The 23,056-nt window shown below is 64.2% G+C and carries 20 protein-coding genes; 18 read left to right on the forward strand and 2 right to left on the reverse strand.

Translation table 11 applies throughout. The features are described 5' to 3' along the window. Positions 1-103 precede the first annotated feature (103 nt). The 12 genes from CR105_RS10685 to CR105_RS10740 all read left to right on the forward strand — a co-directional run bounded on the left by CR105_RS10685 (position 104) and on the right by CR105_RS10740 (position 14,823). On the forward strand, positions 104-1,366 hold the full coding sequence (locus CR105_RS10685) for an Hsp70 family protein (protein WP_099788438.1): 1,263 nt from the start codon (positions 104-106) through the stop codon (positions 1,364-1,366). Further along, the gene (locus CR105_RS10690) at positions 1,363-2,010 is read left to right on the forward strand and encodes a 3'-5' exonuclease (protein WP_099788439.1); all 648 of its coding nucleotides are present in this window, start codon (positions 1,363-1,365) and stop codon (positions 2,008-2,010) included. The genes CR105_RS10685 and CR105_RS10690 overlap by 4 nt, the downstream gene beginning before the upstream one ends. 21 nt (positions 2,011-2,031) lie before the next feature. Continuing rightward, entirely contained in the window at positions 2,032-2,385 is a 354-nt protein-coding gene (locus CR105_RS10695; protein ID WP_099788440.1) for a hypothetical protein, read from the forward strand. 78 nt (positions 2,386-2,463) lie between these two features. Next, positions 2,464-3,825 (forward strand): putative porin, encoded by a 1,362-nt coding sequence (locus CR105_RS10700; RefSeq protein ID WP_099788441.1) that lies wholly within the window; start codon positions 2,464-2,466, stop codon positions 3,823-3,825. Between the two features lie 9 nt (positions 3,826-3,834). Further along, positions 3,835-4,749, forward strand: coding sequence for a metal ABC transporter substrate-binding protein (locus CR105_RS10705; RefSeq protein WP_099788442.1), 915 nt, complete (start codon positions 3,835-3,837; stop codon positions 4,747-4,749). Then, a complete protein-coding gene (locus CR105_RS10710; protein WP_099788443.1) occupies positions 4,746-5,516 on the forward strand; it encodes a metal ABC transporter permease in 771 nt (256 codons plus the stop codon). The genes CR105_RS10705 and CR105_RS10710 overlap by 4 nt, the downstream gene beginning before the upstream one ends. Positions 5,517-5,717: 201 nt before the next feature. Further along, positions 5,718-7,112: a tetratricopeptide repeat protein gene (locus CR105_RS10715; RefSeq protein WP_099788444.1), complete on the forward strand. Its 1,395-nt coding sequence runs from the start codon at positions 5,718-5,720 to the stop codon at positions 7,110-7,112. Positions 7,113-7,298: 186 nt separating this feature from the next. Beyond that, on the forward strand, positions 7,299-7,931 hold the full coding sequence (locus CR105_RS10720; protein ID WP_229413879.1) for a methylamine utilization protein: 633 nt from the start codon (positions 7,299-7,301) through the stop codon (positions 7,929-7,931). Between the two features lie 2 nt (positions 7,932-7,933). Next, positions 7,934-10,369, forward strand: a complete 2,436-nt coding sequence (locus CR105_RS10725; RefSeq protein ID WP_099788445.1) for a putative bifunctional diguanylate cyclase/phosphodiesterase — start codon at positions 7,934-7,936, stop codon at positions 10,367-10,369. Between the two features lie 70 nt (positions 10,370-10,439). Beyond that, positions 10,440-12,602 (forward strand): prolyl oligopeptidase family serine peptidase, encoded by a 2,163-nt coding sequence (locus CR105_RS10730; RefSeq protein ID WP_370660680.1) that lies wholly within the window; start codon positions 10,440-10,442, stop codon positions 12,600-12,602. Positions 12,603-12,797: 195 nt separating this feature from the next. After that, positions 12,798-14,132 (forward strand): TrkH family potassium uptake protein, encoded by a 1,335-nt coding sequence (locus CR105_RS10735; RefSeq protein WP_099788447.1) that lies wholly within the window; start codon positions 12,798-12,800, stop codon positions 14,130-14,132. Beyond that, positions 14,122-14,823 (forward strand): potassium channel family protein, encoded by a 702-nt coding sequence (locus CR105_RS10740; RefSeq protein ID WP_229413880.1) that lies wholly within the window; start codon positions 14,122-14,124, stop codon positions 14,821-14,823. The genes CR105_RS10735 and CR105_RS10740 overlap by 11 nt, the downstream gene beginning before the upstream one ends. A gap of 129 nt (positions 14,824-14,952) precedes the next feature. Here CR105_RS10740 and CR105_RS10745 read toward each other — a convergent pair whose 3' ends face one another. After that, on the reverse strand, positions 14,953-15,528 hold the full coding sequence (locus CR105_RS10745; protein ID WP_099788448.1) for a helix-turn-helix domain-containing protein: 576 nt from the start codon (positions 15,526-15,528) through the stop codon (positions 14,953-14,955). A gap of 204 nt (positions 15,529-15,732) precedes the next feature. Between CR105_RS10745 and kbl the strand changes: the two genes are divergently transcribed. The 6 genes from kbl (at position 15,733) to moaD (ending at position 22,533) form a co-directional block, all read left to right on the forward strand. Beyond that, entirely contained in the window at positions 15,733-16,950 is a 1,218-nt protein-coding gene (kbl, locus tag CR105_RS10750) for a glycine C-acetyltransferase (protein ID WP_099788449.1), read from the forward strand. 47 nt (positions 16,951-16,997) lie between these two features. After that, positions 16,998-17,960, forward strand: coding sequence for an NAD-dependent epimerase/dehydratase family protein (locus CR105_RS10755; RefSeq protein ID WP_099788450.1), 963 nt, complete (start codon positions 16,998-17,000; stop codon positions 17,958-17,960). A gap of 35 nt (positions 17,961-17,995) precedes the next feature. Then, positions 17,996-19,393 (forward strand): L-serine ammonia-lyase, encoded by a 1,398-nt coding sequence (locus CR105_RS10760; protein WP_099788451.1) that lies wholly within the window; start codon positions 17,996-17,998, stop codon positions 19,391-19,393. 157 nt (positions 19,394-19,550) lie between these two features. Further along, positions 19,551-21,017, forward strand: a complete 1,467-nt coding sequence (gene thrC, locus CR105_RS10765; protein WP_099788452.1) for a threonine synthase — start codon at positions 19,551-19,553, stop codon at positions 21,015-21,017. 1 nt (position 21,018) lies between these two features. Beyond that, entirely contained in the window at positions 21,019-22,269 is a 1,251-nt protein-coding gene (locus tag CR105_RS10770; RefSeq protein ID WP_099788453.1) for a molybdopterin molybdotransferase MoeA, read from the forward strand. 6 nt (positions 22,270-22,275) lie between these two features. Next, complete coding sequence (moaD, locus tag CR105_RS10775) at positions 22,276-22,533, forward strand: molybdopterin converting factor subunit 1 (RefSeq protein ID WP_099788454.1); 258 nt, start codon at positions 22,276-22,278, stop codon at positions 22,531-22,533. Between the two features lie 279 nt (positions 22,534-22,812). Here moaD and CR105_RS10785 read toward each other — a convergent pair whose 3' ends face one another. After that, the gene (locus CR105_RS10785) at positions 22,813-23,001 is read right to left on the reverse strand and encodes a hypothetical protein (RefSeq protein ID WP_099788456.1); all 189 of its coding nucleotides are present in this window, start codon (positions 22,999-23,001) and stop codon (positions 22,813-22,815) included. Positions 23,002-23,056 lie beyond the last annotated feature (55 nt).

Below are 23,056 nucleotides of genomic sequence, written 5' to 3' on the forward strand. Positions count from 1 at the left end.
CATGGCGCGATAGCTTTTTGACACCCATCTTTCGAGCAATAACCATTCGCCGGGTCCGCTTGAATCTGGTAACATACCGCCCCTTAATCCATTGAAGGGTCACATGGCCAACGCTTGCGGCGTCGACTTCGGCACGTCAAATTCCACGGTGGGGCTGGTGCGACCAGGCCACACGTCTTTGCTCGCGCTCGAGGATGGCAAACCGACCCTGCCGTCAGTGGTGTTCTTCAACGCCGATGACGAGGAAGTCAGCTATGGCCGGGCGGCACTGACCGACTACCTGGCCGGCTACGAAGGGCGCCTGATGCGCTCGCTCAAGAGCCTGCTCGGCACCAGCCTGATCGACGGCCAGACCGAAGTGGGCGGCCGCGCGCTGCCTTTCCGCATGCTGTTGTCGCACTTCATCGGCGAGGTCAAGCGCCGCGGCGAGCACGCCGCCGGCCACCCGTTCGACTCGGCCGTGTTCGGCCGCCCGGTGTTTTTCATCGACGACAGCAGCAGCGCCGACCAGCTCGCCGAAGACACGCTGGCCGAGGTGGCGCGCGCGATCGGCTTCAAGCACGTCGCCTTTCAGTACGAGCCGATCGCCGCCGCGTTCGACTACGAGTCGCGCATCGAGCGCGAGGAACTGGTGCTGATCGCCGACATCGGCGGCGGCACCTCCGACTTTTCGCTGGTGCGCCTGTCGCCGCGGCGCGCCGCCAAGGCCGAGCGGCGCGACGACATCCTCGCCACCGGCGGCGTGCACATCGGCGGCACCGATTTCGACAAGTACCTGAGCCTGTCGTCGGTGATGCCGCTGCTCGGCTACGGCAGCCGGATGAGCAACAACAGCGAGATCCCGTCGAGCTATTACTTCAACCTGGCGACCTGGCACACCATCAACCTGGCCTACACCAAGAAGACCTGGACCCAGCTGGCCGACGTCGTGCGCGACGCCCGCGAGCCGGACAAGCTGGGACGGCTGCAGCGCCTGATCGATGAGCGCGCCGGCCACTGGCTGGCAATCAAGGTGGAGGAGGGCAAGATCGCGCTGTCCGACACCGCCAGCGCCACGCTTGAGCTCGACCGCCTGTCGCCGCCGCACACGCTTACCCTGCAGCGCCACGAATTCGACGCCGCCATCGGCCACCTGATCGACAGCGTCGACCAGACCGTGCTCAAATTGCTGGCCGATGCCGGCGTGGCTGCCGGCGATGTCGACACGGTGTTCTTCACCGGCGGCTCGAGCGGCGTGATCGCCCTGCGTGAACGGATCGGCGCCTTGCTGCCGGCCGCGCGCAAGGTCGAAGGCGACCTGTTCGGCAGCATCGGCTCGGGCCTGGCGCTCGACGCCGTCCGCAAATTCGGTCCGGGGGCGCCATGAGCGTCTTCGATCAGCCGATCGTCATGCTCGACTTCGAGACCACCGGCCTGTCGCCGGCGATGGGCGACCGCATCACCGAGGTGGCGGCGCTGCGCATTGTCGGCGGGATCGTCACCGAACGCTACGTCTCGCTGATTAATTGCAACGCCCGCATTCCATCGTTCATCACCTCGCTGACCGGCATTACCCAGCAGATGGTCGACGCTGCGCCGCCGGTGCGCCAGGTGTTGCCGCAGCTGCTAGAGTTCATCGGCAGCGACACGCTGTCGGCCCACAACGCCAGCTTCGACGAAAAGTTCCTCAAGGCCGAGGCGGAGCGGCTCGGCATGTCGACCGCCCACCAGGCGCTGGTCTGCTCGCTGAAGCTGTCGCGCCGCATCTTTCCCGGCATGCCAAGCTATAAGCTCGGCTTGCTGTCCGGCCAGCTCGGCATCCGATTCCGCAGCGCGGCGCACCGGGCCGAGTCAGATGCGGAAGTCGGCGCCGAGCTGCTCAACCACATCGGCCGCCACCTCGGCCAGTCGTTCGGCATGCAGCAGGTCGAGTCGCAGCTGCTGGTGTCGGTCAACAAACTGAGCGCGGCGAAGGTGCCGGCCTACCTCGAAAAATACGCCACTGCAAAAAAATCCGCAGCAGCGGGCTGATCGCATTACAATATTGGCACCATGAGCCGCCAATCCATCATCCGTATCCTGCTGTCGCTATTGCTGCTGCTGTCGCAGCAGATGGCGATTTCGCATGGGATGACGCATTGGGCCGGCACCCACGGTGGCGGCGCGGCCCAGCTGCACCAGGCCGGGTTGCATGAAGATGCGGGTGTCTCGTCGGCGTTCGCCCAGGACCAGACGTGCGAAAGGTGTCTCGGCTTCGCCCAGATCACCGGTGGCATCGGCAGTACCCAACGCTGCTTCATCGCCGACAACGGCGCGTCGTGCGCCACCGGGCCCAGCCCGACCGAACCGGGCTGCGCGCGCACGCACTGCGCCTTCCAGCCGCGCGGACCACCTCCCTTCGAATAGAACCGGCCCTGTACTCGAGTCGCCGCGCCTGCCGCGCTGCGTCTCGCCATATTCTATTTGCCAGGAAGTTAATTTATCATGTTGAAAACCACTGTACTGAGTGCGGCGATTGCCGCTGCATTGTTCAATCCGCTGTCCGCATCGGCCGCCGACGACAAGGAACTGGCGGCCATCCGCGCCCAGATCCGCGACATGAAAGAGTCGTACGAAGCGCGCCTGCAGTCGCTCGAACAACGCCTGCAGGATGCCCAGTCCGCCGCTGCCCAGGCCCAGAACGCCGCGCTGGCCAGCCGCCAGGCGCCGCCCGCCGCGGCCGCTGCGCCGTCGGCGCTGGCCGCAGCCGCGCCTGCCGGCAAGAATGCCTTCAATCCGAGCATCGCGCTGGTGCTCGGCGGCACCTACGCCAACCTGTCGCGCGACCCGGACCAGTATCGCCTGCAAGGTTTCCTGCCGCCGGCCGGCGAAGTCGGCCCGGGCCGGCGCGGCTTCAATCTGGGCGAATCGGAGTTGACGATGTCGGCCAGCATCGACCCGATCTTCTCCGGCCAGCTGACGTTCGCGTTGTCGGGCGAGGATGAGGCCGAGGTCGAGGAAGCCTTCGTCCAAGCGCGCGGCCTGGCGAACGGCGTCAACATCAAGGCCGGCCGCTTCCTGTCCTCCATCGGCTACCTCAACAACAAGCACGCCCACACCTGGGACTTCGTCGACGCACCGCTCGCCTACCAGGCCTTCCTCGGCGGCCAGTACAAGCCGGACGGCTTGCAGGCGACCTGGCTGGCGCCGACCGACACGCTGGTCGAACTCGGCGTTGAAGTGGGCAGCGGCAGCAGTTTTCCTGGCAACGAGCGCAACAAGAACGGCATCGGCGCGGCCGCTGTGTACGCCCACGTCGGCGACGACATCGGCGCATCTGGCAGCTGGCGCGCCGGCCTGTCGCTGTTGCGTACCGGATCGGCCGAGCGCCAGTTCGACGACATCGGCTCGTTTACCGGCAGCTCGCGCATGTTAATTGCGGACGCCATCTACAAATGGGCGCCGAACGGCAATGCGACCCAGCAAAACTTCAAGCTGCAGGGCGAGTACTTCCGCCGCAAGGAGACGGGCGACCTGAGCGATGGCGCCGACACCGGCAGCTTCAACAGCACCCAGTCGGGCTGGTATCTGCAGGGCGTCTATCAGTTCGTGCCGAACTGGCGCGCCGGCCTGCGCTACGACCGCCTGACGTCGGGCACGCCAGCGATCGGCCTGGCCGGCAGCTTCCCGCTGCTGGACGCATTTTCGCCGGTGCGCACCAGCGCCATGCTCGACTACAGCCCGTCTGAATTCTCGCGCCTGCGCCTGCAGCTGGCGCGCGACCGCTCGCGTCCCGGCGTCACCGACAATCAGATCTTCCTCCAGTACATCATGAGCCTGGGCGCCCACGCAGCCCACGCCTTTTAAGGAGTCGCCATGAACTTCAACCGTAAATTTGTTGCCGCTCTCGCGTTCGGCGCTGCCGCCTTGCTGTCGGCGTCAGCCCACGCCGAGCTGAACGTGCTGGCGTGCGAGCCGGAATGGGAAGCGCTGACCAAAGAACTCGGCGGCGACAAGGTCAAGGTCACCAGCGCCACCAACGCGCTGCAGGATCCGCACCGCATCGAGGCGCGCCCGAGCCTGATCGCGCGGACCCGCAATGCCGACTTGCTCGTCTGCACCGGCCTCGAGCTGGAAGCAGGCTGGCTGCCGTTGCTGGTGCAGCAATCGGGCAACGCGAAAATTGCCGCCGGCCGGCCTGGCTATTTCGAGGCCGGCGCCTTCGTGCCGCGCCTCGACGTGCCGGCCCGGGTCGACCGCAGCGAGGGCGACGTCCACGCGGCAGGCAACCCGCACATCCAGCAAAATCCGCGCAACATCGCGCTGATTGCCGTTGCGCTGGCCAAGCGGCTGGCCGAGCTCGATCCGGCCAATGCGGCCTGGTACCAGTCGCGCCAGGCCGACTTTGCCGGCCGCTGGAACGCCGCCATGCTGAAGTGGGAGAAACTGGCGACGCCGCTGCGTGGTGTTGCCGTCGTTGAACACCACAAGAACATGGAGTACCTGGTGAACTGGCTCGGCATGCGCGTGGTCGGCACGCTCGAAGCGAAGCCCGGTGTCGAGCCGGGCGCGGCGCATCTGGGGCAACTGCTTGCCCAGCTGCAGCGCCAGCCCGCCAAGATGGCCTTGCGCGCCGGCTACCAGGACGCGCGGCCGTCGCAGTGGCTGGCCGAGCGCGCAAAAATCCCGGCGGTGCTGGTGCCGTTCACGGTCGGCGCCGACGACAAGGTCACCGATCTGTTCAGCCTGTTTGACGTTACGGTCCAGCGCTTGCTGGAAGCTAACAAATGACCTCGGGCGGGTTCGATCTGCTGATCGTGCTGCCGGCCTTCCTGGCCGGCCTGCTGGTGCTCGCCACACACATCCCGCTCGGCGCCCAGGTGCTCAAGCGCGGCATCGTGTTCATCGACCTGGCAATTGCGCAGATCGCCGCGCTCGGCGTCATCATCGCCGGCTCGGGCAGTCTCGACCCGCATGGCTGGGCGGTGCAGCTGGCCGCCGGCGTCGCCGCCGTGCTCGGCGCCTTGCTGCTGACCTGGACCGAAAAGCGCTGGCCCGAGGTGCAGGAAGCGCAGATCGGCGTGTTGTTCATCCTCGCCGCCAGCGCCAGCCTGCTGCTGGTGGCGCACAATCCGCACGGCGGCGAGCACTTGCAAGACCTGCTGGCCGGCCAGATCCTGTGGGTCAACTACAACCAACTGTTGATGCCTGCGCTCGGCTCGGCCGTCATCGTCGCCGTGCTGGCCGTGTTCGGCGACCGCCTGCCGCGGCTCGGGTTTTACCTGGTGTTCGCGCTGGCCGTCACTGCCTCGGTACAACTGATCGGCGTCTACCTCGTGTTCGCCAGCCTGATCGTGCCAAGCCTGGCGGTGCGCCACTACGCCGGCCGCCGGCGCCTGGCGTTTGCCTACCTGACCGGAGTGGGCGGCTACGCCAGCGGCCTGGTGCTGTCGATCCTGCTCGACCTGCCGTCCGGCGCGCTGATCGTCTGGTGCCTGGCGCTGCTGGCGATGGTGGTCTATGCCGTCGGCCCCAAACCGGCGGCCCAGCCCGCTTGATTCTTTCCGATTGAAATCGAACCCCGCCGGTGCGGGGTTTTTTTACGCCTGCGCATGCTGACAACCTGATAGCACGCTTGTGCGCAGTCAAACTCCGACACGCTGCGCCTATTAAAATTTTTACAATACTTATCAGGTCGCTTGCGTTATCCTGCAGCCGATATTTCTGCGTTGTCACGGCCAGCCTGCCGGAGGATCAGCATGAACCGCCAGAATATTACACGCGAGAACTACCAAACCTATGTGTGGTTCCGCCAGGCTGCTGAGCGCGGCGACGCCTATGCCCAGTTCAACCTGGGCCTCATGTACAAGAAAGGCGAGTGCATCGAGCGCGATTACGCCAACGCCTTCAAGTGGCTGCGCCAGGCCGCGCTGCAGGGGCTCGCCTTCGCCCAGAACCACCTCGGCGCGCTGTACTACAACGGCCGCGGCGTCGAAAAAAGCGATCCCGAGGCGGCCTACTGGTTCCGCCATGCGGCCGAGCAGGGCGACGCCTCGGCCCAGCAAAACCTTGGCCAGATGTACCGCAAGGGCCGCGGCGTCGAGCAAAACCACGAACTGGCGCTGGCCTGGTTCTATCGCGCCGCCGAGCAAAGCGTCGCGACCGCGCAAAACCTGCTGGCCGAATGCTACCTGTACGGCCACGGCGCCAGCGTCAACTATCCGCTGGCAATGGCCTGGTTCCGCAAGGCCGCGGTGCAGGGCGAACCGCAGGCGCAACTGAACCTGGGCATGATGTACAAGCGTGGCCAGGGTGTCGAAGCGAGCGACGCCCAGGCGCTGTGCTGGTTCCGCCAGGCCGCCGCGCAAGGCGATCCGGTGGCGCAGCGCCAGCTTGGCATGGCCTATTCCGAAGGGCTCGGCGTGCGCGCCGATCCGCTGCGCGCGGTGGCCTGGCTGCAGCGCGCCGGCGACCAGGGCGACAAGGACGCCCAGTTCCACCTCGGCGTCATCCTGTCGGGCGGGCAGGGTGTCGAGCAGGACGAGTCCCGCGCCCTTGTCTGGTACCTGCGCGCCGCCGAACAGGGCCATGTCGCCGCCCAGTACAACCTCGGCAGCATGTACGCCAACGGCCGCGGCGTCGGCCGCGACGAGCAGCGCGCGCTCGAATGGTACCGCCGCGCCGCCGACCAGGGCGCCGCCAATGCCCAGTTCAACCTCGGCGTCATCTTCGCCAACGGCCAAGGCGTCCCCAAGGACGACGTCAAGGCGGCGCACTGGTACCAGCAGGCCGCCGAGCAGGGCGACGCCAGCGCGCAAAACAATCTGGGCGTCATGTTCGCCAGCGGCCAGGGCGTTCCGCGCGACGACGCCATGGCCGTCTACTGGTACACCCAGGCAGCCGAGCAGGGCCATGCACTGGCCCAGTACAACCTCGGCACCATGTATGACGGCGGCCGCGGCGTCGCCCGCGACACCGTGCGCTCCTACATGTGGATGCTGCTGGCGGCCGAGGGCGGCGACGAGACCGCCGGCGCCAACAAGAGCGTCGTCGCGCGCCGCTTGTCGCCATCCGAAATCGGCTGTGCCATGGACCTGACGCGTCAGTGGCAGGTCACCCACGCCGGCGTTGACGGCCAGCCGCGGCCCTGCTGACCGCGTGCCCCATCGTCCCTATCGCGCCGGCTGAGCCGGCGGCATTGCGTTGCGAAACTACCCACTACGTTGTATTTGTGCAGTAACGGAAAGTTCCCGAAGGAATTTTTTGCCGCCAGCACTACATTTGCCGGGCGCGATGCCGTAACATGAGTATTACTTCTGTACATCATTTTGATCGCGTTCATGAAAATTGTTACCCGCGGCGCCGTGTCGGCCTGGTTTTGCTTCCTTTCCGTCCCTGTTTTCGCCTCGGCTGTCGTTGTGCAGGTCAATGACGCCGCCGGCAAGCCGCTCGCCGATGTGGTGGTCTACGCCGAACCGGAATCGGGCGCGGCAGTGCCGGGCAACCCGAAACCGGCGCTGATCGAACAGGCAGGCCTGCAGTTCAAGCCCCTGGTGAGCGTGATCCAGGCCGGCAGCCAGGTGTCGTTTCCGAATAACGACAAGGTGCGCCACCATATCTACTCGTTCTCGCCGGCCAAGAAATTCGACCAGAAGCTGTATTCCGGCGTCGCCGCCGCGCCGCAGGTGTTCGACAAGGCCGGCACAGTCGTCCTCGGCTGCAACATCCACGACCGCATGATCGCGTACGTCAAAGTGGTCGACACGCCGTATTTCGCCAAGTCCGGCGCCGACGGCGTCGCCAGGGTCGACGTGCCGGTCGCCGGTAAATACACCCTCAGGGTGTGGCACTTCAACATGGCAGCAGGCGCCGCCGCCGAACAGCCCTTGACCGTCAAGGCCGGTGACGCCGCCGCTATCTTCAAGCTGGCCATGAAGCCCCCCGTCGCCGGCACCGAAACGCACGCGCACTGACAATGAAATTTGGCTTCCACAGCCTGGAAGGGCGCATCGTCACGCTGTTCCTGGTGCTGATCATCGCACTCCAGGTATTCGCCCTGGTGGTGATCCAGAAGGGTATCGACAGCAACGCGCGCGCTTCGATCGCCACTGAACTTGCCAACGGCGAGAAGGTGTTTCGCAAGCTGATGGAACAGAACGCCCAGAAGCGCCGCTTCGGCGCACAGGTGCTGGCGCGCGACACCGGCTTCGTGCAGGCGGTCGGCAACGACGCCGGCGGCGACCGTGAAACGATCAAGTCGGCGCTCGAAAACAGTGCCCGGCGCGTCCGCGCCGACCTGACCATGCTGGTCGACGGCGAGCGCAAGGTGATGGTCTCGACCGGCATCGGCCGCGATCCGGCACTCGAAAAACTGGTCCTTGGCCTGCTCGACGAGGCAGAGCTGAGCGACGGCGCCATCGGCACCGCGCTGGTTGGCAACAAGCCGTTCCAGATCGTCGTCATGCCGGTCAAGGCGCCGATCACCATTGCCTGGATCGTGATGGGCTTTGCCATCGACCGCCAGCTGGCCGTCGACATGAAGGCGCTGTCGGCGCTTGACGTGGCGATCGTCGCGCGCGGCGCCGATGGCCGCTGGCTGCCGGTCGAGGCCACCGTCGCCCCGGCTGTCGCCGGTGCCATGGCCGCCAGGCTGCCGGCCGCCGCGGCGGACCTGAAAAGCGCATTCGACGTCGAGATCGACGGCGATCAATACAGTGCCCGCCTGGTCGACATTGGCCGCGACGGCGAGCGCGGCGCCGGCGTCATGCTGGCGCGCTCGATCGAAGAAGCCACCGCCGAATATACACGCCTCGAACGGCGCCTGATGGTCCTCACCATCGTCGGCATCATCATCGCCGTCGTCGCCAGCGTATTTACCGCCAAGCGTATTGCGCAGCCGTTGCGCCAGCTGGCCGGCATCGCCGCCCGGCTCGAACGGGGCGACTACCGCGTGCAGACCGGCTTCGCCGAGCGGCGCGACGAAATCGGCGCGCTCGCCCACGCCTTCGACAGCATGCGCGAAGGGATCGCCAAGCGCGAACAGGAAATCCGCCGGCTGGCGTACTGGGACCCGCTCACCAACCTGCCGAACCGCGCCCAGTTCGTGCTGCTGCTGAACGAATCGCTGGCCGAAGCGAAAAAGCGCGAGCAGCAGGTGTTCTTGCTGATGATGGACCTCGACCGCTTCAAGCACGTCAACGACGTGATGGGCCACAGTTTTGGCGATGCCTTGCTGCGCCAGGTGGGCGGCCGCCTGCAGTTGCAGCTGGCCGGCGCCCACGCCGACGCCCACGTCGCGCGCCTGGGCGGCGACGAATTTGCCGTGCTGCTGCCGGCCTGCGACATCGACGGCGCACACGTCATCGCCGCCAACATCCGCGCCGCGCTCGAGCAGCCGCTGTCGCTCGACGACCAGACTGTCGACATCGGCGCCGGCATCGGCATTGCCGGCTATCCGGTGCACGGCGACGACGCCGAGGCGCTGCTGTCGATGGCCGAAGTGGCGATGTACAACGCCAAGCAGCGCAACGACGGCGCGGTGGTCTACGATCCGATGATCGACAAGGCCAGCGAAACGAGCCTGTCGCTGCTCACCGAACTGCGCAACGCCATCGAAAACAACGAGTTCCGCCTGCACGTGCAGCCGAAGATGAAGCTCGCCACCGGCGAAGTGGTCGGCGTCGAGTCGCTGGTGCGCTGGGCCCATCCGGTGCGCGGCAACGTCTTCCCCGACGAATTCATTCCGTTCGCCGAGCAGACCGGTTTTATCCGCGTATTGACGCACTGGGTGCTGGAACAGTCGGCCGCGCTGTGCCGCGAAATGGCCGCCAAGGGCATTCACCTGAAGGTGTCGGTCAACCTGTCGACGCGCGACCTGCTGGACCAGGAACTGCCCAACAAATTCGGCGGCATCCTGGCGCGCCACCAGGTGCTGCCGCAGTCGTTCTGCCTGGAGATCACCGAGAGCGCCATCATGGACGATCCGGTGCGCGCCCAGCAGACGCTCGAGCGCTTGCACGCGATGGGCGTCGACCTGTCGATCGACGACTTCGGCACCGGCTATTCGTCGCTGGCCTACCTCAAGCGCTTGCCGGTGGACGAACTGAAGATCGACAAGTCGTTTGTGCTGAACATGGAAAACGACATTGGCGACACCAAGATCGTCCGTTCCACCATCGACCTTGGCCACAACATGGGCCTGCGCGTCGTCGCCGAGGGCATCGAGAGCGAAGCGGTGTGGCGCCTGCTCGCCGCGCTTGGCTGCGACGAGGGGCAGGGCTACTTCATGAGCCGTCCTATCCCCGGCGACAAGCTGGTCGATTGGATCCGCAACTGGGTGCCGCCGGTGCGCTCGCCGCTGCCGTACGCCGACACCCGCGACAGCGCCGCCACCAGCAACACCATCGGCTGAGCAAAACGCGCTATCATCTCGGCGGGCGGATCCGCCCCTTCCTCAACTCTTCACCGAGAGATCACAATCTATGCAAATGAGACATGCATCGCTGGTCGTCAGCCTGCTCGCAACGTTCGGCGCCAACGCGCTGGCCCAGACCTGCCCAGGCGGCCCTGCCGTAACGGCCTATCCGGCCTCCAAGAAGGTCGACCAGCAGGATAACTATCACGGCACCACCATCGCCGACCCGTACCGCTGGCTCGAGGACGCCAACAGCGCCGAGACCAAGGAGTGGGTCGATGCGCAGAACCGCGTGACCCAGTCGTACCTGGGCCAGATTCCTGCGCGCGAGGCGATCAAGCAGCGCCTCACCAAGCTTTGGAACTACGAGCGTTACAGCGTGCCGTACAAGGAAGGCGGGCGCTATTTCTACAGCCGTAACGACGGCCTGCAGAACCAGTCGGTGCTCTACACGATGGACAAGCTGGGCGACGCGCCGCGCATGCTGCTCGATCCGAACACCCTGGCGCTTGATGGCACCGTGGCTTTATCCGGCGTCGCCGTCAGCCCGGACGGCAAGCTGCTCGCCTACGGCACCGCCGCTTCCGGCTCCGACTGGAACGAGTGGAAGGTGCGCGACATCGCCACCGGCAAGGACCTGGACGACCACGTCAAGTGGGTCAAGTTTTCGGCCACCTCGTGGACCCGCGACGGCAAGGGTTTCTTCTACAGCCGCTACGACGAACCGAAGGAAGCGACCAAGCTGGCCGACGTCAACTACTTCCAGAAGCTGTACTTCCACAAGGTCGGCACGCCGCAAAGCGCCGACGTCCTGGTGTACGACCGCCCCGACCAGAAGGAGTGGGGCTTCAGCGGCCAGGTCAGCGACGACGGACGCTACCTCATCATCTCGGCCAGCCAGGGCACCGCGCGCAAGAACCGCGTGTTCTACAAGGACCTGAGCCGCCCCGATGCGAAAGTCGTCGGGCTGATCGAAGTGCTCGAATCGGGCTACCGCTTCATCGATAACGACGGTCCGGTGTTCTACTTCTCGACCGATAACAAGGCGCCGCGCCAGCGCATCGTCGCCATCGACACGCGCAAGCCGCAAGAGGCGAACTGGAAGGTCGTGGTGCCGGAAGGCGCGCAGACGCTGGTCTCGGCCAACATGCTCAACAACCAGTTCGTCGCCAGCTACCTGGCCGACGCGCGCAGCATGGTCAAGGTCTACGACCGCAACGGCCGCATGGTGCGCGAAGTGGCGCTGCCTGGCATCGGCGCGGTGGCCGGTTTCGGCGGCAAGCGTGGCGACAGCGAGACGTTCTACTCGTTTACCGGCTTCACCAACCCGACCACGATCTACCGGCTCGACCTGAAGAGCGGCGAGAGCACCGTGCTGCGCCAGCCGAAGGTCGACTTCGACCCGTCGCAATACGAGACGCGCCAGCAGTTCTTCGCCAGCCGCGATGGCACCAAGGTACCAATGTTCATCGTCTCTAAAAAAGGCCTGAAGCTCGACGGCTCTAACCCGACCTACCTGTACGGCTACGGCGGCTTCAACATCTCGATGACGCCGGGCTTTTCGCCGGCTAACCTGGCGTGGATGGAAATGGGCGGCGTCTACGTGGTGGCTAACCTGCGCGGCGGCGGCGAGTACGGCCAGGCCTGGCATGAAGCGGGCACCAAGCTGCAAAAGCAGAATGTGTTCGACGACTTCATCGGCGCGGCCGAATGGCTGATCGCCAACAAGGTGACGTCGCCGGCGAAACTGGCGATCGGCGGCGGCAGCAACGGCGGCCTGCTGGTCGGCGCGGCGATGACGCAGCGTCCGGAGCTGTTCGGCGCGGCGATCCCGCAGGTCGGCGTGCTCGATATGCTGCGCTTCCATAAATTCACCATCGGCTGGGCATGGGCGTCGGACTACGGCTCGTCCGACCATCCGGAGCAGTTCAAGGCGCTGGTGAAGTATTCGCCGCTGCACAACCTGAAAGCGGGCGGCTGCTATCCGGCCACGATGATCACCACCGCCGACCATGACGACCGCGTGGTGCCGGCGCACAGCTTCAAGTTCGCCGCCGCCGCCCAGGCAGCGCAGGCCGGGCCCGCGCCGATCCTGATCCGCATCGACGTCAAGGCCGGCCACGGCGCCGGCAAGCCGACCGCCAAGCAGATCGAGGAAGTGGCCGACCGCTGGGGCTTCCTCAGCCGCGCGCTGCAGATGGACACACCGGCCAAGGTTGCCGCCAAGTAAGCACGCTTTGAGTGAAGTTGGTCCGAGCCAGCACGGCCTGTGATGCAAGGCGTGGCTGGCGGAACGATTGACGAGCAAGACTTGGCCCAGTGGTTCCGGCAGCGCGTGATATCGGGAACACTGTAGATAAATAGTGAGGCGGCCAGGTTTATTTGCGCCGCCGAGTAAGCGCTGATTCGGGAAAAATGGCAACAAATGATCAGACAACGATTACTCCACCCCGCGCGCATAGTAGCGCTTGCATTTTTTGTCTTAATCGCTGTTGGCACTGTACTGTTGATGATGCCGCTCGCCAGAGCCGAAGCAGGTTCAGCGCCACTGCTCGTTGCGCTTTTTACCGCCGTATCGGCCGTGTGTGTAACTGGGCTCGTCGTGGTCGACACGGGCACGTATTGGTCTCCTGCTGGACAAGGCATCGTTTTGGTACTTTTCCAACTGGGCGGCTTCGGCATGATGACTGCCGCGACATTGCTGGGTTTGATGGTGAACCGCTCGCCCAGGCTGCGGCTTAAACTGATCACACAAACCGAGACGCATTCATTGGGTCTGGGTGATGTCGCCAACGTGGCCAGGCTTGTTCTAACGGTCACCGTAGCCGCCGAACTTATTGTTGCGCTAGTCCTAGCTTGCCGCTTCCATTTCGCGTACGGTCTACCCTGGCCGCAGGCGACGTGGAGCGGCTTTTTCCATGCGGTCTCCGCATTTAACAACGCTGGTTTCTCGATACACGCTGACAGCGTCATGCGTTTTGCGACGGACGCGCTTGTTTTGCTGCCACTCATGCTGGCTATTGTTGTCGGCGGCATCGGCTTTCCAGTCATGCTGGATCTACGGAACAAGTTCAGATCGCCCCGCAGCTGGTCGCTCCATACGAAACTCACGCTGGCAGTAACCATTGTGCTGTTAGTACTCGGTTTTCTCGGCGTGCTAATGTTTGAGTGGGCGAACGCAAAAACCCTGGGGGTAATGCCGCTCCCCGATAAGATACTGACGGCCGCGTTCACTTCGGTATCAGCCAGGACCGCGGGATTCAATTCGATCGATTTCGCAGTGGCTAGCCGGGAAACCTTGGCGCTTCATTACCTGCTCATGTTTGTCGGAGCCGGAAGCGCCGGAACTGCCGGCGGCGTCAAGGTAGGCACTGTCGCAATCCTGGTCTTACTTGTCATTGCGGAGATACGTGGCCAGCCTGATAGCGAAGCATTCGGTCGGCGCGTCGGCACTGCCGCGCAGCGCCAGGCGATCACGGTCCTGGTGCTGGGCAGTGCGATGGTGGTATTGGGGACGATGATTTTGCTGAGGGTGAGCGACGCCTCGACTGACCGCATTATTTTTGAAGTAATTTCCGCGTTCGGTACCGTCGGACTGTCGACAGGAATTACTGCCGACCTTCCGACGGAAGGACAACTTGTACTCGTCGTACTAATGTATTTGGGCCGTATAGGGACGATCACCCTTGCTACGTCGCTCATACTTGGCGAGCGGCGCATGCCGTATCGCTATCCTGAGGAGCATCCAATTGTTGGGTAGAATTTTCACAGAACAGTTCGCCTTTTCGGCGGGCGACAGCGTATTAGTCATCGGCTTGGGCCGCTTTGGTAGTGCGGTGGCGCAGTCTCTTGTCCGACTGGGGCACGATGTTATGGGCCTCGACAGTGACAGCGAACGCGTACAGCTGTGGGCAGACAAGCTCACGCACGCAGTGCAAGCGGATTCCACCAAAGAAAATGTCATGCTTCAGCTCGGCGCCGCCGACTTTTCCCATGCGATTGTAGCCATAGGTGGTGATATCGCGGCCAGTCTCTTGACGCTGATGGTACTGACCGAGCTAGGAATAAAAGACATCTGGGTCAAGGCGCTTGACCATGATCATGGGCAGTTGGCGAAGAAAATGGGCGCCCATCATGTCGTAACCCCCGAAGCCGACATGGGAGAGCGCGTCGCGCACCTCATCACAGGTCGCTTGATTGACTTCATTGAATTCGACGATGGATTCGCCATTGCAAAAATTCATGCTCCTTCGATCACCCACCACAAGACCTTGATGGAATCGCGGGTACGTGAGCAGTTTGGCGTCACGGTCGTTGGCGTGAAGCGAACAAATACAGACTTTCAGCACGCGACCCCAGAGACATCGGTTGAACCCGGCGATTTGCTAATCTTGTCGGGGCCGACGCGCAAAATCGAATTGTTCGCCAGCGGCACTCAGCGGAAGAAATAGGCGGTAGGGAGTCGGTTAAAGCGACGTATGTATTGTCAGATGCCCACATTGATCCAGCCTCGAAGGGCGGCGCCTTGCGACTCGATGAAACTACACCTGCGCTGAGCCGACTGTCCGGGCCGAACAAGTTCAGCGGTGCACCACCACCAGCAGCGCCTTCGCCTCGGTCTTGCCGATGTTGCGGATCACATGTCCCTGGTCGGCCGCGTAGCGTGCAGTGGCGCCGATCTTGACCTTCTTCTTGATCACGCCTACTTCGACTTCGAGCGCGCCGTGCGTCACCGTCAGGTGTTCGCCGGTGCCCGGGTCATGCGCCTGCGACGCCAGCTCACCCCCCGGCGCCAAGGTCAGTTCATACCACTCGTACTTGCCGGCCAGGTCCATCGGGCCGAGGATGCGCAGCACATAGCCGGCGTGGGCGCCGGGCAGGGTAGGGGTCTCGTGCGCCTCGAGCACGCGGATCGGCTCGACTTCGCGCGTTTCCGCCGTCAGCAATTCGCTGATCGCCACGCCCAGCGCATTGGCCAGGCGCCACGTGATGGCGATGGTCGGGTTGGCCTTTTCGCGCTCGATTTGCGATAACATGGACTTCGACACCCCGGCGATGCGCGACAGGTCTTCCAGCGTCAGTCCGCGCGCCAGCCTCAGCCGCTGCAAGGTGGCGCCCACTTCAGGCGGGGAATTGCTTGATACAGGTGTAGTCATCGTCTTGTTTAGTGTAAATGATCGGGACTATCCACAATGGAAGCTTGCCAAGTTCAACCGGCTTGGGTAATATCCATTATATTGAATACGCGTTCGACATAGTGGATTTACGGAATTCCATTTAAATCGTTCAGGATACGCAACAGACGGTACAGCATACCGCGACAGTCGGTCAAGCCGGCATTCACCACCATGAGGATAAAGATGAGCGACCAAGCGAAAGCCACGTTTTTCAGCGCGCTGCAAACCAGCCTGGACACACTGCGCGAGCAGGGGCTGTACAAGCCCGAGCGCGTGCTCGCCTCGCGCCAGGGCGCCGAAGTCGAAGGCGCCGACGGCCGCCACCTGATCAACATGTGCGCCAATAACTACCTCGGCCTGTCGGGCGACCTGCAAACCCAGCAAGCGGCCATCGCCGCCACCGAAAAGTACGGCTACGGCCTGTCGTCGGTGCGCTTCATTTGCGGCACCCAGACCGTCCACAAGGAACTCGAGCAGGCCATCTCGAGCTTCCTCGGCATGCAAGACACGATCCTGTACGCCGCCGCCTTCGACGCCAACGGCGGCCTGTTCGAGCCGCTGTTCGACGAAAACGACGCCATCATCTCGGACGCACTGAACCACGCCTCGATCATCGACGGCATCCGCCTGTGCAAGGCGGCGCGCTACCGCTACCAGAACAACGACATGGCCGACCTCGAAGCGCAGCTGCAGGCCGCGCACGCCGCCGGCAAGCGCCACAAGGTGATCTGCACCGACGGCGTGTTTTCGATGGACGGCACCATCGCCAAGCTCAACGAAATCTGCGACCTGGCCGACAAGTACGGCGCCCTCGTCATGATCGACGAGTCGCACGCCTCCGGCTTCATGGGCGCCACCGGGCGCGGCACCCACGAGCACCACAACGTCATGGGCCGCATCGACATCATCACCGGCACGCTCGGCAAAGCGCTCGGCGGCGCGATGGGCGGCTTCACCGCCGCGCGCAAGGAAGTGATCGACACCTTGCGCCAGAAGTCGCGTCCCTACCTGTTCTCCAACACACTCGCGCCGATGATCGCCGGCGCCTCGCTGTCGGTCCTCGATCGCATCACCGCCTCGACCGAACTGCGCGACCGCCTGCACGAGAACACCGCCTACTTCCGCAAGGAGATCGAGCGTATCGGCTTCACCATCAAGCCGGGCACCCACCCGGTGGTGCCGGTGATGCTGTTCGAGGCGCCGGTTGCGCAGAAATTTGCCGCCCGCATGTACGAACTGGGCGTGCTGCTGTCCGGCTTCTTCTACCCGGTGGTGCCGATGGGGCAGGCGCGCGTGCGCGTCCAGCTGTCCGCCGCCCACACCCGCGAGCAGCTCGACATCGTGCTCAAAGCGTTCGAGCAGGCCGGCCGCGAACTCGGCATCCTCAAGCATCAGTCGTAACAAGATCAACCGTAACAAGATCAACCGCAACAAGAACAAGGCATCTCATGGAACGCATCCTCATCATCGGCGCCAACGGCCAAATCGGCAGTGAACTGGTCGGCGCGCTGGCAGCGCAGCACGGCGAAGCGAACGTCTTCGCCGCCGACATCGGCGCCACCAACGTCTACCACGCCAGGTGCTACGTCCAGCTCGACGTGCTCGACAAGCCGCGCCTCGACGCGCTCGTCGCCGACGAAGGCATCACCCAGGTCTACCAGCTCGCCGCGTTGCTGTCGGCCACCGGCGAGCAGATGCCGCTCAAGGCGTGGACCTTGAACATGGACGGCCTGCTCAACATCCTCGAAGTGGCGCGCGAGAGCGGCGAAGCGGGCAAACCGCTGCGCGTTTTCTGGCCGTCGTCGATCGCCGCCTTCGGCCCCAACACGCCGCCGGTCAATACGCCGCAATACACGGTGATGGATCCGACCTCGATCTATGGCATCAGCAAGCTCGCCGGCGAACGCCTGTGCGAGTACTACTTCACCAAGTACGGCGTCGACGTGCGCAGCATCCGCTACCCCGGCATCATCAGCTTCAAGTCGCCTCCGGGCGGTGGCACCACCGACTACGCCATTGCGATTTTTCACTCCGCGCTGCGTGGCGAGCCATACGAGTGCTTCCTCGAAGCCGAGACCACGCTGCCGATGATCTACATGCCCGACGCGATCCGCGCCACCATCGAACTGATGGACGCGCCGGCCGCCAAGGTCGCCATCCGCTCTTCCTACAATGTCGCCGGCGTCTCGTTCAACCCGCGCGAACTGGCCGCGGAAATCAAGCGCGTGCTGCCGGCCTTCGAGATCACCTACAAGCCCGATAGCCGCCAGGCGATTGCCGCAACGTGGCCGCAAAGCCTCGACGACAGCGCCGCTACCGCCGACTGGGGCTGGAAAGCGCAGGTCGGCATCCCCGCGATGGTGGCCGACATGCTTGAAAATATCGACGTCGGCCTCGGCCAGGCCGCCTGATTCGTCCCATAATAAGAATATATTCGGAGACAACGATGGACATGAGTGTGTTTGACCTGTTCAAGATAGGCATCGGGCCTTCCAGCTCGCACACGGTGGGGCCGATGGTCGCGGCGCGCCGCTTCCTGGTTGAATGCGGCCCGCTCGACGACGCCACCGGCATCGAAGTCGGCCTGTATGGCTCGCTCGCGCTGACCGGCATCGGCCACGCCACCGACAAGGCCATCATCCTCGGCCTGATGGGCGAGACGCCGCAGGGCGTCAACCCCGGGCAGGTCGACGACATGCTGGCCGAAGTCGAACTCGATGGCGCCATACGGCTGCTGGGCGTGAAGGAAGTGCCGTTCAGCGCGAAAACCGGCCTGGCCTGGAACCGCTCGTCGTCGCTGCCGGAGCACCCGAACGGCATGCGTTTCAAGCTCACCAAGCTTGACGGCAGCATCATCGAGCGCATTTTCTATTCGGTCGGCGGTGGCTTCATCCACGCCGCCGGCGAGTCGCACGCGCGCCAGGGCGCCGGCGCCGGCACCGCGCCGATTCCCTATCCCTTCGATACGATGGACCAGCTGCTCGCGCACGGCAAGGCGAGCGGCCTGACGATTCCGCAAATGTTGCGCACCAATGAGTGCGCCCACATGAGCGAGGAAGACCTCGACGCCGGCATCGACAACATCTGGCAGGTCATGCGCGACTGTATCGCCCATGGCCTGGTCACCGACGGTCAGCTGCCCGGCGGCCTGAATGTGAAGCGCCGCGCCGCCAACCTGTGGCGCCAGGCGCTGGCCGCAAAAAATGGCGACAACCGCGCCAACGACCTGCCGCACGACGCGCTGCATCAGGTCAGCCTGTATGCGATGGCCGTCAACGAGGAAAACGCCGCCGGCGGAAGAGTCGTGACGGCGCCCACCAACGGCGCCGCCGGCATCATCCCGGCGGTGATGCGCTACTACGCCGAGGATTGCCGGCCCAGCGATCCCGTCAAGGGCGTGCGCGAGTTCATGCTGACGGCAGCTGCCATCGGCATGCTGTGCAAGAAGAACGCGTCGATCTCCGGCGCTGAAATCGGCTGCCAGGGCGAAGTCGGGGTGGCCTGCGCGATGGCCGCCGCCGGCCTGGTGGCGGCCCTTGGCGGCTCCAATGAACAGATCGAGAACGCGGCCGAAATCGGCATCGAGCACCACCTCGGCATGACGTGCGACCCGATCGGCGGCCTGGTGCAGATTCCGTGCATCGAGCGTAACGGCATGGGGGCGATCAAGGCGATTACCGCAGCGTCGCTGGCGTTGAAGGGCGACGGCACCCACTTTGTCAGCCTCGATGATGTCATCGAAACGATGCGCCAGACCGGCGCCGACATGCAGGACAAGTACAAGGAAACGTCGCTGGGCGGCCTGGCCATTCACGTCGTCACCGTCAACCACGCCGCCTGCTAGCTGATTCGGGGTCTGACCTAGGTCAGACCACATCAGAGCATTGTAAGTTCAGTTAAAAGAGGCGCCGGCTCCGCCCGGCCATGCCGCTACCCAAGAAAATCCCGGTCGCACTATAATAAACGCTCGATCGCAGCGCAAACCGGACTTTTCTCACTGTATGCAATACGTCTCTACTCGCGCCACGCCGGCGTCCCAACCCCAGCAATTTTCCAGTATCCTGCTCGGCGGCCTCGCGCCCGACGGCGGCCTGTATCTGCCGGCCGCATATCCACAAGTGACAGGCGCCGAGCTCGATGCCTGGCGCAAGCTGCCGTACGCCGACCTGGCATATGAGATTCTGAGAAAATTCGCGACCGACATCCCTGACGCCGACCTGAAGGCGCTGACGGCCAAAACGTACACACCGGCGGCATACCGCAATGTGCGCGAGGGCGAATCGGCGGCCGACATCACGCCGCTGCGGGTGCTCGAACAAGACGGCGACAAGACCCTGATCCTGCAAGCGCTGTCGAACGGCCCGACGCTGGCGTTCAAGGACATGGCGATGCAGCTGCTCGGCAACCTGTTCGAGTACACGCTGGCCAAGGAAGACGCCGAGCTCAATATCTTCGGCGCGACGTCGGGCGACACCGGCAGCGCCGCCGAATACGCCATGCGCGGTAAAAAAGGCATCCGCGTCTTCATGCTCTCGCCGCACCAGAAGATGAGCGCATTCCAGAGCGCGCAGATGTTCAGCCTGCAGGATCCGAACATCTTTAACATCGCCGTCGAAGGCGTGTTCGACGACTGCCAGGACATGGTCAAGGCGGTGTCGAACGACCTGCGCTTCAAGGCCATGCAGAAGATCGGCACCGTCAATTCGATCAACTGGGCGCGCGTCGTCGCGCAGGTGGTGTACTACTTCCGCGGCTACCTGGCCGCGACGACCGACAACGGGCAGAAGGTGTCGTTCACTGTCCCATCGGGGAACTTCGGTAACATCTGCGCCGGCCACATCGCGCGCATGATGGGACTGCCGATCGACAAACTGGTGGCCGCCACCAACGAGAACGACGTGCTCGACGAGTTCTTCCGCACTGGCGTCTACCGTGTGCGCAAGTCGGCCGAGACGTATCACACCAGCAGCCCGTCGATGGACATCTCGAAGGCGTCCAATTTCGAGCGCTTCGTGTTCGACCTGGTCGGGCGCGATCCGGCGCGCGTTGGGGTGCTGTTCCACAAGGTCGAGACCGAGGGCGGTTTCGATTTGTCGGGCAAGCCTGGCAGCGACGGCGACGAGTGGACGCAAGTGGCCCGGTATGGCTTCCTGTCGGGCCGTTCGACGCACAAGGACCGTGTCGCCACGATCCGCGACGTGCAGGACGACTACGGCATTACCATCGACACCCATACCGCGGACGGCGTCAAGGTCGCGCGCGAACACATGGCGCCGGGCGTGCCGATGATCGTGCTGGAAACCGCGCTGGCGGCAAAATTCAACGAGACCATTCTGGAAGCGCTGGGCATGGACGCCGAGCGGCCGGCCGGATTCGAGGACATCGAATCGCTGCCGCAGAAGTTCGTGGTCATGAAGGCGGACGTGGCGGCCATGAAAGCCTACATCGCCGCCAATACGGGGCTGTAACATGAGCGAACCCGCCAACAGGCCGCCGATGCTGGCGGTGCGTGATGCGCTGGACATCCTGATGGGCGCGGCGCGTCCGGTGACGGAGTCGGAGATTGTCGCGACGCTGTGCGCCAACGGGCGCGTGCTGGCCGAGGCGCAGGCGTCGACGATCGACGTGCCGTCGGCCGACAACACCCAGATGGATGGTTACGCGGTGCGCTCGCAAGACTGCGCCGGCGGCGCGGCCACATTGACCGTCAGCCAGCGTATTCCGGCCGGCCAGGTCGGCAAGTACCTCGATGCCGGCAGCGCCGCGCGCATCTTCACCGGCGCCATGATCCCGGACGGCGCCGACGCGGTCGTGATGCAGGAGCAGTGCACGGCGAACGACGACGGCACGGTGACCATCAGCCATGCGCCGCAGGCCGGCGAATGGATCCGCCGCGCCGGCGAGGACATCACCAGCGGCGCTGTGATCCTGGCGGCCGGCACGCGCCTGCGCAGCCAGGAACTGGGACTGGCGTCGTCGGTCGGGCTGGCGATGCTGCCGGTGCGGCGCAAGCTGCGCGTGGCGGTGTTCTTCACCGGCGACGAACTGACGATGCCTGGCGAAGCTCCGGGCGGCCAGCTGGCGCCTGGCGCCATCTACAATTCGAACCGCTTTACCTTGCGCGCGCTGCTGGAAAACCTTGGCTGCACCATCGCCGATTTCGGCATCGTGCCCGACACGCTCGAGGCCACGCGCGCCACGCTGCGCAATGCCGCGCGCGAAAATGACCTGATCATCACGTCGGGCGGCGTGTCGGTCGGCGAGGAGGATCACATCAAGCCGGCGGTGGAAGCGGAAGGGCGGCTGAACATGTGGCAGATCGCCGTCAAGCCAGGCAAGCCGCTCGCTTTCGGCGAAGTGCGGCGCGACGGCGGCGAGGCGTTCTTCCTCGGCCTGCCAGGCAATCCGGTATCGAGCTTCATCACATTTTTGCTGTTCGTGCGGCCGTTCATCCTGCGCCTGCAGGGAGTGACGACGCCGGTGGAGCCGCGCGCTTTCGCCATGCGCGCCGATTTCGACTGGCCCAAGGCCGACCGGCGCAATGAGTTCCTGCGCGCGCGCATCAATGACGCAGGCGGGCTCGATCTGTTCCCGAACCAGGGGTCGGGCGTGCTGACGTCCACCGTATGGGGCGATGGTCTGATCGACAATGCGCCAAACAAATTAATTGCGCGCGGCGACACCGTGCGCTTCATCCCATTTAGCGAATTACTGCATTAGGCATCCATGAACATCAATCTGCGTTTTTTTGCCAGCGTGCGCGAGGCGCTCGGCGTGTCGCAAGAAGTGGCGACCCTGCCCCCCGGCGTGACCACTGTCGGCGGCGTGCGCGATTTCCTGCATGCGCGCGGCGGTGCGTGGGCCGAGGCGCTGGCGCCGGAGCGGTCCCTGCGAATGGCCTGCAACCAGGTGATGTGCGATGCCGGTACCGAGATCAGCGACGGCTGCGAAGTGGCGTTTTTCCCGCCTGTGACAGGCGGCTAGACGATTTCTCGGCCGACGGGATTGGTGCGATTCCACGCGGCGAGGTCCGCAGGCATCCTGGCCCGCATATCACATTGAGCAATCAGGTCGCCGAGTAAGTAAGACGTCTCGACTCGGGTCAACTGCAAACCGTCCGGACTAGCGTTCACTTCAACGCTGTCCCCAATCGAAGCTTTCAATCTCGTGAGCATTGAAAGGGGCAAGCGAAGCGCGGCGCTATTGCCCCATTTCCTAATCGGCAGCTTCATATGTAAGCATCCTACCGCTGTATTGCTGATTCTAGCCCTTGCGCGAACGCAGGTAGCGGGCGCCGATGAAGATTGCCGACGCCGCCAGCGCGAATATGAGCGACAGCCAGATGCCGTCGCCCAGCTGTTTGCCGCCGATCAGGTCGACGACGACGAGCAGCGCGAACATCGAGGCCGCGGCCAGTACGTACTGCAAAATCCAAAATCGAGCGCCTTGCATGGTGTGTCTCCCGTGTAGTTATGAAGTGATCATAACCGACGCCGTTCGGTCACGC

Source organism: Massilia eurypsychrophila (assembly GCF_002760655.1).
Classification (GTDB): Bacteria; Pseudomonadota; Gammaproteobacteria; order Burkholderiales; family Burkholderiaceae_D; genus JAFCUW01.